This window comes from Cryobacterium sp. Y11 (assembly GCF_002929535.1).
Classification (GTDB): domain Bacteria; phylum Actinomycetota; class Actinomycetes; order Actinomycetales; family Microbacteriaceae; genus Cryobacterium.
In genome coordinates, this window is record NZ_PJJO01000059.1 from 260,393 (window position 1) to 274,144 (window position 13,752).

Consider the following 13,752-nt stretch of genomic DNA (forward strand, 5'->3'; position numbering starts at 1 on the left):
AGGCTTCCTATCGTGAGCGAGTCCGCCCATGAACCAAAGGTCTCACTCCGTGCGCATTTTGTCTCGTCCCTTCCGTCCGTCGTTGACCGCTCTCGGCCTCGTGCTGCTGATCGGTGTCGGAGCGGGGGTCAGTTCCGGAGAGCTGTCGGCAGCTGCGGCAACCGACGTGGCGATCCCACCGCTTCTGGTCACCGAAATCACCCCGGATAACGTGGGCTACGACAATTTCGAGTTCTTCGAGGTGACCAACACCACGACGGTTGATATCGACGTCGATGATGCGGGCGTCGGCCTGAACTACATCTTTGCGGACTCGGATGACCGTATTAAAGACGTGCCGTTCGTCGTGCCGACCGGCACGGTCATTGCAGCAGAGGGAACCACCGTGTTCTGGCTCGATTACAGCACCGCCACCGTCAATACCCAGGCGTTCACCGAAGCTGATTTCCGTGCGCACTTCGCCAGCGAAACCGATTCGGTCGACGCGTATCCGGTGGTTCGGGTCACCGGTCAGTCGGGGATGGCCAATGGCGGCAATCGCGGCATCCGCATCATCGACGGCACAGGGGCCGCGATCAGCTGGGCGTTCTATCCAACCGGATCCGTCGCCGTCGACGCCAGCTCCCACTTCGGCGCCCCGGCCTCGAGCGCGTCGCTGTCGCAGGAACTGGTGCAATCACTCGGTACTCCGACCCCCGGTAACCCTGCCCCGAAAACCGCACCGACGCCGACACCAACTGCCACCGCAACGCCGACACCAACCGCGACCTCGGCACCCTCCAACGCCGACACCGCCCCACTGCAGATCACCGAAATCACACCGGACAGCACCAACGTCGGGTCGGCCGACGGCTTCGAGTTCATTGAGGTGTACAACGCCACCGCGGACCCCATCAACTTTGCGGACTACACGCTCAACTACCTGTATCCCCTCGCCGACCTCACCAACAGCTCAACGGTGCGCTGGCCGAGCACCCCGAGCGACGTGGTCATCGCGCCCGGCGGCACCCTCGTGTTCTGGATCAAAAATGGCCAGAACGACACTCTCACGGCAACCGAATTCAACGCCGCATTCGGGTCGAGTCTGACCTTCGGTACCGACCTGGTCGAGGTCTTCGCCGGCGGCATGGCCAACGGTTCGGCGCGCGGCATAGAGATTCTGACCAATACCGGTTTCAGCGTCAACACCGCCTATTACAACCTCAACAGCGTCGACGATGTCGATCCGAACGTCGGCATCCAGTACGGCAACGATGGCAGCAATCCGGCGCGGCAGCTGAACCTCGCCAAAGTCGCGGCCAACCCGGGCACGGTGTTTGCGGCGCAGGTTGCCAGTGACCTCAAAATCGTTGCCGATGACAGCACGCCACCCGCGATCACCGACCACACCCTCGGTGAAATCGATCCCGCGCAGAACTTCACTCTCTCTGCCACCGTCACCGACGACGTACAAGCTCGCACGGTCGAGGTGCACCTCAAGAGCAATATCGACACCGAATTCGTGGCGACAAACCTGTCGACCGACGGCGCCGACGGCTACCGGCACGACCTGCAGCGGGTCGATCTCACCGGCAAGCGCTGGTACGAGTACTACTTCACGGCCGACGACGGCAGCACAGAGAGCAGCACCCCGGTGGTACGGGTTGACCTGACCGGCGTTGATAACTCTCCGGTGCGGCTCAACGTCACCGACGGCCAATTCGTGGCCGGCAGCACCACGCTCTCGGCGGCCGGCGACAGCAGCGCCGACGGCATGACCCTGAGCATCGACAATCAGGTCGTGCATACGAGCCCCGACTTGGAGTTCGCACCCCAATTCGTGTTCGAGGTCACCGCAGTGAACACGTTCTTTCAAAACGGTGTGCTGGCCGGGACCGACATATTACACATTTTCGACGACGGCATCCCGACGGGCTGGGAAACCATTGCAACACCGGTACCGCTGACCCACGTGACCCAGGGCGAGGACCTCGTCGTGAGCGTCTGGGCCGGCTCGAAGGTTGCCCCCGAGATCAACCCGAACGAGAACAACGACGACTTTCAGATTCGCAACCCCCGCCTCGTGCTGCCCGACGGGCGTAGCCTGCAGCCCGTTGGTTATAGCGACCCCACCCTGGTTCTCAACATGGGTGACAGCGCCGGCAAGCTCGACTTCTACGATGCGAGCTTCACTATTCCGAGTGACGCATTCATGGCCGTCGCGCATTCCTGGGATACCGCTGCTGTCGCCGACGGCGCGCACAGTGTGCTGGCGAGCAACGGCGTCGACACGCTGACCCGCACGGTGACGGTCGACAACACGGCTCCGGTCGTGACGACATCCGCTGTCGCCGGAACGCTTTACCAAGGCGAGTTCATGATCGAGGGCGGCGCGACGGATGCCGGCGCCGGCTTCGACACGCTCGTCGCGACCCTCGATGGCCGGGCCATCGAGCTGCCCTATGCCACCTCGTCGATCCAACTCGCCGATGGTGAACACACCCTGGTGCTTACGGCCAGGGACATGGTTGGCAATGTTGGTGTGCTGAATACCGTGTTCTCGACCCCCGTCGAGGAGCCCGGCAACGAACTGATCACGCCGCTCGACGGCGCCGTCGTCGAGGAGGGGCCGATTGACCTCAGCGCACGGGCGACCGACCCGACCGGTGACCAGCTCGACGTCACCTTCCGGCGGGGATTCGTGGCATCCGCTGCCGACAGCAGTGTGCGCGGCTATTCGGGCACCACGGCCATCGCGAACGGCACCGATCGGGCGGAAAAAACTCTGCTGACCGATGATCAGGTCACAGCGATGGCGCGACTCGACGGTGCTACTGCGCCGGTCACCTCCGAGTCGGAGTTTCCCTACCAACTGTTCGAGGTTGATGTGCCAGCGGATGCCGGTGCTGATTTCACCGCGCGGGTGCGCTGGGATGGCACTGCGAACGCCGACGCCAAGGTGCTGCTCTACGTGCAGAACCTGACGACGGGCGCCTGGGAGGAATTCGACCGGCACGTGACCATCGGCGAGGGAGCCACCGCGTTCACCCTCGACGCGATGGTGCCAGCACTCGACCATATGCAGAACCAGGTCATGACGGTGCTGATTCAGCATTCCGAAGGCTTCGCCGGCGCCGATCTCTCCGATCGGTCGAGCACGCTGCCGGTCAATAATGTGAACGACACCGCGCGGGCGGATTATGACTTCACGCTGGCCGTGGAATCCGACACGCAGTATTACAACGACACGTTCTTCCAGCGCCAACTCGACATTCACGACTACCTGCTGAAGCAGCGCACGGCGCTGAACCTGCAGTACCTGTTCCACACCGGCGATATCGTGGATAACTTCGAAGCTGAACACCAGTGGGCCAACGCGAATGCGGCCTACAGCATGCTCGACGACGCCGAGCTGCCCTACGGTGTGCTCGCCGGAAACCACGATGTCGGCCAGAAAGACGCCGACTACGCGGCGTACAAGGCCAATTTCGGGGCCGAGCGGTATGACGCCAACCCCTGGTATGGCGGTAGCTTTGAAGATAACCGCGGCCACTACGATCTGATCACGGCCGGTGGAATTGACTTCATCATGCTCTACTTGGGCTGGGCGCCGAGCGCCGACGGCATCGCCTGGCTGAACGAGGTGCTCGCCCAGTACCCCGAGCGCACGGCCATTCTCAACCTGCACGAGTACATGCTCACCACCGGCGGTCTCGGCGCGGTGCCGCAGCAGATCTACGACGAGGTCGTCGCACCGAACGCCAACGTGGCCATGGTCTTCTCCGGCCATTATCACGACGCTTTCACCCGCATTGATCAGTTCGACGACAACGATGACGGCACCCCCGATCGCTCGGTCTACCAGATGCTGTTCGACTACCAGGGCTTGCCAGAGGGCGGCCAGTCCTTTCTGCGGCTGCTGCACTTCGACAACGTGGCCGAGCAGATCAGCGTGCGCACCTACTCGCCGTATCTCGACATCTACAACTCCGACGATCCCACCCTCGACCTGGAGCACCAGGAATTCACGGTGCCCTACTCGGCCTTCGGCATGACGTCGATGCAGAAATCCCTCGCCACGGATGCCTTCACCGTTGACATCCTGACGAATTCCGAAATCGCCGGCTTCGACGCCGTGACGAGCGGCACGACGGTGACCGCCAGCTGGAACCCCGGCGTGGGAACGCACGGCTGGTTCGCCTACTCCGCAGATTCATACGGCGCCAACGCCTATTCCGAGGTGCGCACCCTGACGGTCACTGCGCCAGTGGTGGTCCCGGAGGTGACGGTGCCGGAGGTGACGGTGCCGGAGATGACGGTGCCGGAGGTGACGGCGCCCCGTGCGACACCAGCCCCGGAGTCCGCCCCCGCGTTCACCGGGTCTAGCTCGACTAAGGTCGTGGTTCCAGCCATGCTCACCGCTGCCTCGCAGGCGCTCGCTGACACGGCCAGCGTGGCGCTCGCGGCCGAGATCGCCGCAGAGCTTGCCGCAGAGCTGGCCGCAGTGCAAACGGATGCCTCGACCACCGCCCCGCGCGCCGCGTCCGGCACCGACGCCCCCACCGACGATCGCGGTGTCGTCGGAGAGGTCGATGTCGTCGATAACGTCGCGCCGTTCAACATCTGGACCATCGCGCTGATTCTGCTCGGTGCTGTCGCCGCAGCCGTGATTGCTCTCGTGGCCATTCGCATTCTCCGAACCCGCCGCTGACATCTCGCCAGAGCGCAAAAAGTGCCCGATTGACTAGCTCACACGGGCACTTTTTGCGCTCGCGCGAACTCGTTAGACGAGAATCTGCTCGACCTCAGCGCGGGTGGGCATCGATGAGGTTGCCCCGGCCCGCGTCACCGCGATCGAGGATGCGAGCGTCGCGTAGCGCACGGCCTCGATCATCTGGTCGGGCGTCACCGCCGCACCGCGCACAAATCCCGCAGCCAGCCGCGCCACGAGCGCACCGACGAAAGTGTCGCCCGCCGCCGTCGTGTCGACGGCCGTCACCGGGCGGGCCGGTGCGAGCCCGAGCGCTTCGCCGTCGTAGGCCACGACCGATCCTTCCGAGCCGAGCGTCACGATAGCCCAGGTCTTGCCGGCGCTGAGCACCTCGGCCGCGCGCACCGGGTCGCTTTCCCCGGTCAGTTCGGCGGCCTCGATTTGGTTCGGCACGATGAGGTCGACCGAGGCAAGAAACCCCTTCGGCAGCGGCACCACCGGGGCAGGAGTCAAGACCGTGAATACGCCGGCGGTGCTGGCCGCAGCGATCCCCTCGACCAACACGGAGATCGGCAGCTCGCACTGCATGACCAAAAACGCCGACTCCGCAACGGCAGCCTGCTGCTCATCGCTGAGCGTCGTGACGGTCGCATTCGCGCCAGACACCACGACGATCGAATTCTCACCGCTGTCCACGACCGAAATGTGCGCGGTGCCGGTGGGGGCATCCGCTGTGGAGATCCCGTCAGAACGGATGCCCTCGGCCAGTAGCAGCGCGCGCAACTCGCTTCCATAGGCATCAGCTCCCACAGCTCCCAGAAAGTTCACGGCCGCGCCCAACCGCGCTGCGGCGACCGCCTGGTTGAGTCCTTTGCCACCGGGAACGGTGCTGAAATCGGCCCCGAAAATCGTCTCGCCGGGGCGGGGTAGGCGTGCCTGCCGCACGACGAGGTCCATGTTGGCGCTTCCGAGTACCGCAATCGTGTTCATACGATCAGTCTCGCATCCGCTCATGGGACAATGAACGAGTGAGTTCTTCTGAGCAGCCCCAGAACCCGTCGCATGAGACTAACGCCAGCAACGAAAAATTGCTGGCCGAGACGACAGTGACCCTGCATCGGGCGCCGCGGTACCGCAATTTCATGCTGCTCGGCGCTATCGTCGGCGTGCTACTCGCCCTCATTCTCACGCTCTCTTTTCCGGAGAACGACGAGTACAGCCGGGCGGCGATCTTCGGCTTTCTGCTGCTCGGCGGGGTTGCCGTCGGTACCGCCCTCGGAGCGGTCGTTGCCCTCGTGATCGACCGCATCATTGGCCGCTCGAAGATGTCGGTGGTCGCGGATAGACTGGGCGCGAACGAACTCAGTACCAACAAACTCAGTACCAACGAAAACGGTACCAACGAGTTGCGTGCCGCTGAGCCTGACTCCGGCACCCCCAACGACGATTTCCAAGCGTTCAACGAGAAGTAAAGAGGCTGCGGCTTGCCCGGTGGCGACGGACTGTTAAATCACGATCTTCTACCCAACGAGAAGGGCCCACAAGATGCGTGTGGGGTTTTTGGCGTCTGGGCTCCCGGCGAAGAGGTGGCGAAGCTTAGCTATTTCGGCCTCTACGCCCTGCAGCACCGCGGCCAGGAATCAGCCGGGATCGCCACGAGCGACGGCAGCAAGATTCTCATCTATAAAGACATGGGGCTCGTCTCGCAGGTCTTCAACGAGGCCTCGCTGAGTACCCTGCTCGGGCACATCGCCGTCGGGCACACCCGGTATTCCACGACGGGTTCGTCGAGTTGGCAGAACGCGCAGCCGACCCTGGGCCGCACCGCGGGCGGAACGGTGGCCCTGGGCCACAACGGCAACCTCACCAACACCGCCGAGCTGATGCAGCTCGTGCGCGAGCGCTACCCCCAAGTTGACGGCGAGTTGGCCCGTGGCAACACCACCGACACCGCCGTGATCACCGCACTCCTCACCGGAGACCTCGACCATACCCTCGAGGCCACGGCGCTTGAGGTCTTGCCGCTCCTCCGCGGCGCCTACTGCCTGGTATTCATGGACGAAACCACGCTTTATGCGGCCCGCGACCCGCAGGGCGTCCGCCCGCTCGTGCTCGGACGCCTCGAACGTGGCTGGGTTGTCGCCTCCGAAACCGCCGCCCTCGACATCGTCGGCGCGAGCTTCGTGCGCGAGGTTGAACCCGGCGAACTCATCACCATCGACGAGAACGGGCTGCGCTCGCAGCGCTTCGCCACGGCCGACCCCAAGGGCTGCGTCTTTGAATACGTCTATCTGGCCCGCCCCGACACCACCATCGCCGGCCGCGGCGTGTACGAAGCACGGGTCGAAATGGGGCGCCGGCTCGCCGGCGAGCATCCGGTCGAGGCCGACCTGGTTATCCCGACCCCGGAATCTGGCACTCCGGCCGCTATCGGGTATGCGCAGGCCTCCGGTATCCCGTTCGGTCAGGGCCTGGTCAAGAACTCTTATGTGGGGCGCACCTTCATCGCGCCGTCCCAGACCATCCGGCAGCGCGGCATCCGTTTGAAATTGAACCCGCTCAAGAGCGTTATCAAGGGCAAGCGCCTGATCGTGGTCGACGATTCGATCGTGCGCGGCAACACCCAGCGCGCCCTCGTGAGCATGCTGCGGGAGGCCGGCGCCGCCGAGGTACACGTGCGCATTTCGAGTCCTCCCATTACCTGGCCATGCTTCTACGGCATCGACTTCGCCAGCCGCGCCGAGCTCGTGGCGACCGGCCTCGAAATCGACGAGGTGCGCCAGTCGATTGGCGCAGACAGTCTCGGCTACCTCTCCGAAGACGGCATGATCGAGGCCACCGAGCAGCCGCGTGAACGCCTCTGCACCGCCTGCTTCACCGGTGTCTACCCCATCGCGCTGCCCGAATCACAGCACCTCGGCAAGAACCTGCTCGAGCGACCGGCGGCATCAAATGGATGCGACCCCGGCCCGGATTCCGATCTGGAAGCCGTGCTGGCGCCCGCCGTCCGAAGAGAAGAAGCCCTCGCCCGACTGGGGCAGGTGCCGTTTGGTGACCCGGGAAGACCAGAATGACGAATACGTACAGTGCCCCCAGTGCTCCTAATGCGTCATATGCAGCAGCCGGAGTCGACACCCGGGCCGGCGACCTTGCGGTTGAGCTTATGAAGTCCGCCGTCTCGAAGACGCACGGTCCAGAGGTCTGGGGCGGGGTCGGCGGCTTCGCCGGACTGTTCGACGTGTCGTTCCTCACCAAGTTTCGGCAGCCCCTGCTGGCCACCTCAACGGATGGTGTCGGCACCAAAGTTGCCATCGCCCAGGCTATCGATAAGCACGACACTATCGGTCAAGACCTGGTCGGCATGGTCGTCGACGACATCATCGTGGTCGGCGCTCGCCCCTTGTTCATGACCGACTACATCGCCTGCGGCAAGGTCGTGCCGGAGCGCATCGCGGCGATCGTGGCCGGCATCGCCCGCGCCTGCTCGGAGACCGGAACCGCCCTCGTCGGCGGTGAAACCGCCGAGCACCCGGGTCTGCTCGGTCCAGACGACTATGACGTGGCCGGCGCAGCCACCGGCGTTGTCGAGGCCGACCAGGTGCTCGGCGCCGACAAGGTTCTCTCCGGCGACGTCGTCATCGCGATGGCCTCGAGTGGCCTGCACTCCAACGGCTACTCGCTCGTGCGCCACATTCTTTCCCAGCGTGGCATTGGCTACACCGACATGTCTGCCGAACTCGGCGGCATGGTTGGTGAGGTTCTGCTGGAGCCGACCCGCCTGTACACCGGCCCGCTGCTGGACGTGCTGGGTGATCCAGAGTTGGCCGGAGCCATCCACTCGCTCAGCCACGTCACTGGCGGCGGCATCGCGGCCAACCTCGCCCGCGTGCTGCCCGTCGGATCGTGGGTCGAGGTCGACCGGTCCACCTGGTCGCCGGCACCGGTGTTCCGGGTGCTCGGCGACATGGCCGGGTCCACGCTGGAAAGCGCGGAGGGAACCTGGAACCTCGGAGTGGGCATGTTTGCGGTCGTGGATGCGGCATCCGCGTCATCGGTTATTGCGCGACTGGCAACGAGCGGCATTGCCGCCTGGGTCGCCGGGCGTGTTTCACGTGCCGCACACGACCTGACCGGGTTCGAGCAGGGCGCCAAGGGCGTCAATGGCGGAGCCGTGCGTCTCGTCGGGGCCTACGCGAACTAGCTCCCGACTCAGGCGCACGCGGCGCGGCCGTTTTCTACCCTGCGCAGCCGGGTGCGCCGACAGTGGCGCGGCCGCTTGCTTGCCTCCGCTGTCACACTCGCTGACAGTGGCGAGCCGGCTTGCTGCACGCGCTGCCGTGCCGTGCGGGAGCGCATGGCAGGCCAGGCGCGCCAGCGGTAAACAGCAGAGCGACTCGTGATTGACAAATCGCAGACGTTGGCGGCAGCGACGCAACGAATTGAGGATGCCGCGAACGGCGCGGCCGTGCTAGGCGCGCTTCTTCTCGTCTTCGGTCGCGTAGTGGTCGACATACCGGTCGTCGTCGCCATCCGGATCGTCGTCATCGTCGACAGAATTCTTGGCGTCGCCACCGGCGGCCTTTTTGGCCTTGTCCGCTTCGTACTCCGGCCATTTGGCCAGGTCTTCGTCGAGCTGCGGATCGGACGGATGCCCGGTCAGTTCGCGCTCGAGCGCATTGTAGTTAGTATCCGGGCTGAAATATTTCAACTCCCGAGCTACCTTGGTGTGCTTTGCTTTTTGACGGCCGCGCCCCATGCGTGACCCCCTTACGATGCCAGGCCGAGCAGGTCGCGAGACCCTCGGGATTTGCCGAACGGAATGTGTAAAATCTAGAGCTTAGTTTAGCATGGCGGGCCTAGCCCCCCATCTCGTGCTGATCGGTGGCTGATCCGCAGGATAAGAACAGGTTGAGAGCACGACGGTGTCCCGGTGTTCGTCGCGGCGGCGCTGCAATCCGCGCTATTTGCGCTTGCGACGCCGGGATGCTGATGGTCGCGACTGAGCGGTAACGACGGCCGGACTCGACTTCATCGCCGGGTCCGTTGTTCCCGTCGGCGGGGCGAGCGGCCGGCGCGAAACCGGGCGTGACCGCACGGGCTCGCCGCGGCGGTCTTGGCCGGGAATGGGGCGAGACCTCCGCCCGTAGACGAGCTCGGAAGAATCGAGTAGCCAGGGCACAAGCGCGATAGTCACTCCGTGCACCATCATAAGTTTCTGGCGCAATCGGCGGGCCTTGTGGTTGTGTAGCAGGTTCTCCCACCAGTGGCCGACGATGTAGATCGGCGTGTAGACGGTAATAACCTCAGCGCCGTGATCCACGCGACGATCCTTGATGTAGCTAATCAGCGGCCAGCTGATGTCGCGGTACGGCGAGGCGACGATGCGCAGTGGTACCTGAATGTTCTGCTTGACCCAGTCGCGCTTTAACTCCTTGGTCTCGATGGTGTCGATGGAGACATGCACAGCTTCTAGGCTCACGTGGCGCGCGGCGATGGCGTAATCGAGCGCCTTGAGGACGGGCTTTTGCATCTTGCCGACGAGCACGATCGCATGATCACCCTTCGCGCCAAACGTCGTGATGGGGTCTACCTCGATCTCCTTGGCGACGTCGCGATAGTACCGATTCACCCCCATCATGAGAAAGAACAGCACCGGCATCATGACAAAGACCAGCCAGGCACCGTGCGTGAACTTGGTGACGGTCACGACGATCAGCACGACACCGGTCAGCAGGGCGCCGAATCCGTTGATGGACAGGCTCATGATGATCGAGCCGCGGTTGGGCGGGTTCTTTTTCAGTAGTTTCAGCCAGTGCCGTACCATACCGGTCTGCCCGAGAGTGAACGACACGAAAACACCGATGATGTAGAGCTGGATGAGCACGGTGAGGTTGGCCCGGTACACGACCACGATCACGCACGCGGCGAGGGCGAGCAGTACCACTCCGTTGGAGTAGATCAGGCGGTCGCCACGGGTGCTCAGCGACTTGGGTGCGTACTTGTCGCGCGCAAGTACGGAGGCGAGCAGCGGAAAGCCATTGAATGCGGTGTTCGCGGCCAAGAGGAGCACGGCAGCTGTCGCTGCCTGCAGCACGAAGAACATGATGGAGAAGTCGCCGAACGTTGCCGCAGCTACCTGTGCGATCAGGCTGCGCTGCGGCGCGGTGGCGCACTCGGCCCAGCCGATCAGGTCGCAGGCGCGTTCCGCATAGTGCACCTGCGAGATCAGCGCGAGCGCGGTCAGCCCGACAAACAGCACGATCGCGATAGCGCCCATCAGGGTGAGGGTGCGCTGGGCGTTCTTGACCTTGGGGTGTTTGAACGCGGGGACCCCGTTGGCGATGGCTTCGACCCCGGTGAGCGCGCTGCATCCGCTTGCAAAGGAGCGCAGCAGCAACAGAACAAACGCGGCTTGAGCGAGGTTCTCGCCCTGCACCTCGTACCCGGCCGATTCTGCCACCGGCGCATCGCCGAGAAACGCCCGAACGAGGCCGACGACGATCATGAGCAGCACGCTGCCGATGAACAGGTAGGTCGGGAGGGCGAAGGCCTTGCTCGACTCTCTTACGCCGCGCAGGTTCACCGCTGCGAGCAGAATGATGAAGATTACCGCGAGCTCTACCCGCAATGGCGCCAGAAAGGGCAGGGCGGAGATGATATTGTCCACGCCGCTGGCGACCGAGACGACCACGGTCATCACGTAGTCCACCAGCAGAGCGGATGCGACGACCAGGCCGGCCTTTTCACCCAGGTTCTTGTGGGCGACCTCGTAGTCACCGCCGCCAGATGGGTAGGCCTTGATCAGCTGGCGATACGACGCGACGACGACGACGAGCAGCATGACGACGACCGCGGCGACCCACGGTGCAAAGCTCAAAAATGCCAGCCCGCCGAGGGTCAAAATCATCAGGAGCTCTTGCGGCGCGTACGCCACGCTCGACAGCGGGTCGCTGGCAAAGATGGGAAGAGCGAGGTGCTTGGGAAGCAGCTGACCGTCTAAGTGCTCGGTGGGGAGCGGGTCGCCGATGATCCACCGCTTAGGCGATCGGTTTTCCGGTACGGGGGCATTCGCCTCGGGTGTCACGAGGGTCGACACTACACCCCCGGTAGCCCGTGTCAAGTCGGCGCCCACTTTTGGAGTGTTCTGGTTCGCGAAACGGATGCCGGGGGCTACCGGCTAGGTGTGGACTGCGCTGCGCGGGAGCTGCGCCAGTGCGCGGGACTTCCGGCTCCCGGGCGGTGCTGGCCGGGCTCGTTACGCGGGACTTGCGCCAGTCTGCGGGACATCCGGCAGGGCCAGAGCTCCCGCGCACCGCGTGGCGTGGGAGCTGCGCCAGTGCGCGGGAGTTGGGCCTCCCGCGCAGCGGCGCAACTCCCGCGCACCGCGAAGTGGCGGCGGCCGACCCGGAAAGTTGGGACTACGGGTGCAGCGTCGCGAGGACGCTCGCGCGCACGTCGGCAAGCTGGCGGCGGAGCGACGAAACGGTGTCCGGCGGAACGACCGAGCGGGCCGCTTGCGTGCGCAGATCTGTGCGAAGCTGCTGCCGGAATTCGTTCAGCACCATGTCGGCTTCGTGCAGGGCGAGGCGCGAGTCCACGCGAGCGGATGACTCGGGCGCATCGGTCGACGGAGGCGTCGGACGCGGTTGCTCCGCGGTGGGGTTGTCCCAGGATTCGGCGGTACCGTCGTAGCCGTGCGGCTCCGCGGTGGCGGCTTCGCGTGCCTGCCGGGCGGCCGAAGCCAGGTCGGCGCGCAGGGTTTTCATGGCGGAGTTGACGCCGCTGCGTACCTGGTCGGCGAGTCGCCGCACGGAGTCGGTCACCTCGTCTTCGATTGCGCCGAGTTCACTCTCGCGGGCGAGCAATTCGGCGCGGCCGGCATCCGTTATTTCGTAGACCGTCTTGCGGCCATCGGCCGATTTGGTGACGAGGCCGTCCTCCTCGAGCTTGGCCAGGCGCGGGTAGATGGTGCCGGCGCTGGGGCTGTAGGTTCCGCCGAAGCGATCGCTGAGGGCCTGAATGAGCTCGTAGCCGTGCCGGGGGCGCTCGGCGAGCAGGCTCAGCAGGTAGAGGCGCAGGCTTCCGTGGGCGAACATGGCGCTCATGCCTGGTCCTTGGGGGCGTCGGCGGAAGCCGGCGCTGCGGCATCCGTTGCAGTGGTCGATGTGGCAGTGGTCGATGTTGCAGTGTTTGATGTTGCAGTGGTCGCTGCTGCGCTGGTCGACGCTGCGCCGGTAATTTCGCTGCGCACAACCGAGATATCGCCGGACACCGAGTTGGCGCGCATGTCGATCCAGCTACCGTCGAGGGTACCGGTGGAGCCTTCGTAGCCCTTGCCGAACGCCGTACGCACGGTGTGGTCGTCGAGCTGGAGGGTGCCGGAGAGGGTGTTGAGGTGGTACCGCGCGGACACGCCCGGCTCCAGTCGAACGGTGAGGTTGCCGCTGACCGAATTCGTCACGATCGCATCTGGTGTGCCGGTCAGGTCGAGAAACACGTTGCTCGAGACCCCGTCGAGCGAAAGTTTGCGGATGTTGCCGCTCGCCGTGAAATCGCCAGACACCGTGTGTACCGCCAGCGCTCCGACGTGGCCCCGCACCGAGATCTCACCGTTCACCGCGTTCAGCTCGAGGTCGCCCTCGACATCGTCAATGACGAGATCGCCCGAGACGGTGCTGAGCTTGGCATCATTGCGCAGGCCCGAGACGAGCGCATCGGCCGAGACAACTCCGAAGCGGAGGGCGACGTCGCGGGGGACCGAGATGCTCACCTCGGCGCGCGCGGTTCCGCGAAACGAGGCAAAGACCTCGATGAAGTTGTCCCAGCGCAGTTGAGGGTGGTCGATCTCTAGGCGGTCGCCGTCCATTGAAATCTTGAGATCCTTACCCGTGACACCGTGCACTTCGATGCGGGCGCCGGGCTCGTCATGGCCGATGATGTTGACCGTGCCAGCGATCAGTCCGACCTTGAGCTTGCGCACCAATTCGACATCGATAATTTTGGTCTGCCCCGGGCCGACCAGCCATTTTTCCAATGACACCGTGTTGTCCTTTCGCTAAAGA

At 64.4% G+C, this 13,752-nt stretch carries 9 protein-coding genes; 4 read left to right on the forward strand and 5 right to left on the reverse strand.

Annotation, left to right across the window (positions count from 1 at the left end):
- The first annotated feature begins 28 nt into the window (after positions 1 to 28).
- Positions 29 to 4,690, forward strand: a complete 4,662-nt coding sequence (locus CXY75_RS14705; protein ID WP_146069487.1) for a lamin tail domain-containing protein — start codon at positions 29 to 31, stop codon at positions 4,688 to 4,690.
- Between the two features lie 72 nt (positions 4,691 to 4,762).
- On the opposite strand, the gene CXY75_RS14710 is transcribed toward CXY75_RS14705, so the two are convergent.
- Positions 4,763 to 5,680: a ribokinase gene (locus CXY75_RS14710; protein WP_104083549.1), complete on the reverse strand. Its 918-nt coding sequence runs from the start codon at positions 5,678 to 5,680 to the stop codon at positions 4,763 to 4,765.
- Positions 5,681 to 5,718: 38 nt separating this feature from the next.
- Here CXY75_RS14710 and CXY75_RS14715 point away from each other — a divergent pair, with 38 nt between their 5' ends.
- Genes CXY75_RS14715 through purM form a run of 3 tightly spaced genes read left to right on the forward strand, consistent with a single transcriptional unit; the run spans position 5,719 to position 8,891 of the window.
- Complete coding sequence (locus tag CXY75_RS14715) at positions 5,719 to 6,162, forward strand: hypothetical protein (RefSeq protein WP_104083550.1); 444 nt, start codon at positions 5,719 to 5,721, stop codon at positions 6,160 to 6,162.
- Between the two features lie 12 nt (positions 6,163 to 6,174).
- Positions 6,175 to 7,764: an amidophosphoribosyltransferase gene (gene purF / locus CXY75_RS14720; RefSeq protein WP_104083551.1), complete on the forward strand. Its 1,590-nt coding sequence runs from the start codon at positions 6,175 to 6,177 to the stop codon at positions 7,762 to 7,764.
- The gene (gene purM / locus CXY75_RS14725) at positions 7,761 to 8,891 is read left to right on the forward strand and encodes a phosphoribosylformylglycinamidine cyclo-ligase (protein WP_104083552.1); all 1,131 of its coding nucleotides are present in this window, start codon (positions 7,761 to 7,763) and stop codon (positions 8,889 to 8,891) included. The genes purF and purM overlap by 4 nt, the downstream gene beginning before the upstream one ends.
- Before the next feature lie 267 nt (positions 8,892 to 9,158).
- Here the strand turns inward: purM and CXY75_RS14730 are convergent, their stop codons facing one another.
- From CXY75_RS14730 to CXY75_RS14745, 4 genes are all read right to left on the reverse strand, one after another.
- Complete coding sequence (locus CXY75_RS14730; RefSeq protein ID WP_104083553.1) at positions 9,159 to 9,446, reverse strand: DUF3073 domain-containing protein; 288 nt, start codon at positions 9,444 to 9,446, stop codon at positions 9,159 to 9,161.
- 204 nt (positions 9,447 to 9,650) lie between these two features.
- Complete coding sequence (locus tag CXY75_RS14735) at positions 9,651 to 11,774, reverse strand: APC family permease (RefSeq protein ID WP_104083601.1); 2,124 nt, start codon at positions 11,772 to 11,774, stop codon at positions 9,651 to 9,653.
- A gap of 334 nt (positions 11,775 to 12,108) precedes the next feature.
- Positions 12,109 to 12,795 (reverse strand): PadR family transcriptional regulator, encoded by a 687-nt coding sequence (locus CXY75_RS14740; protein WP_104083554.1) that lies wholly within the window; start codon positions 12,793 to 12,795, stop codon positions 12,109 to 12,111.
- Positions 12,792 to 13,730 (reverse strand): DUF4097 family beta strand repeat-containing protein, encoded by a 939-nt coding sequence (locus CXY75_RS14745; RefSeq protein ID WP_233201932.1) that lies wholly within the window; start codon positions 13,728 to 13,730, stop codon positions 12,792 to 12,794. The genes CXY75_RS14740 and CXY75_RS14745 overlap by 4 nt, the downstream gene beginning before the upstream one ends.
- Between the last annotated feature and the right edge of the window lie 22 nt (positions 13,731 to 13,752).

Bases quoted from the DNA above. Each gene is read 5' to 3' on its own strand.
- CXY75_RS14705 (WP_146069487.1), top strand. From the start codon at position 29: ATGAACCAAAGGTCTCACTCCGTGCGCATTTTGTCTCGTCCCTTCCGT.
- CXY75_RS14710 (WP_104083549.1), bottom strand. From the start codon at position 5,680: ATGAACACGATTGCGGTACTCGGAAGCGCCAACATGGACCTCGTCGTG.
- purM (WP_104083552.1), top strand. From the start codon at position 7,761: ATGACGAATACGTACAGTGCCCCCAGTGCTCCTAATGCGTCATATGCA.
- CXY75_RS14730 (WP_104083553.1), bottom strand. From the start codon at position 9,446: ATGGGGCGCGGCCGTCAAAAAGCAAAGCACACCAAGGTAGCTCGGGAG.
- CXY75_RS14740 (WP_104083554.1), bottom strand. From the start codon at position 12,795: ATGAGCGCCATGTTCGCCCACGGAAGCCTGCGCCTCTACCTGCTGAGC.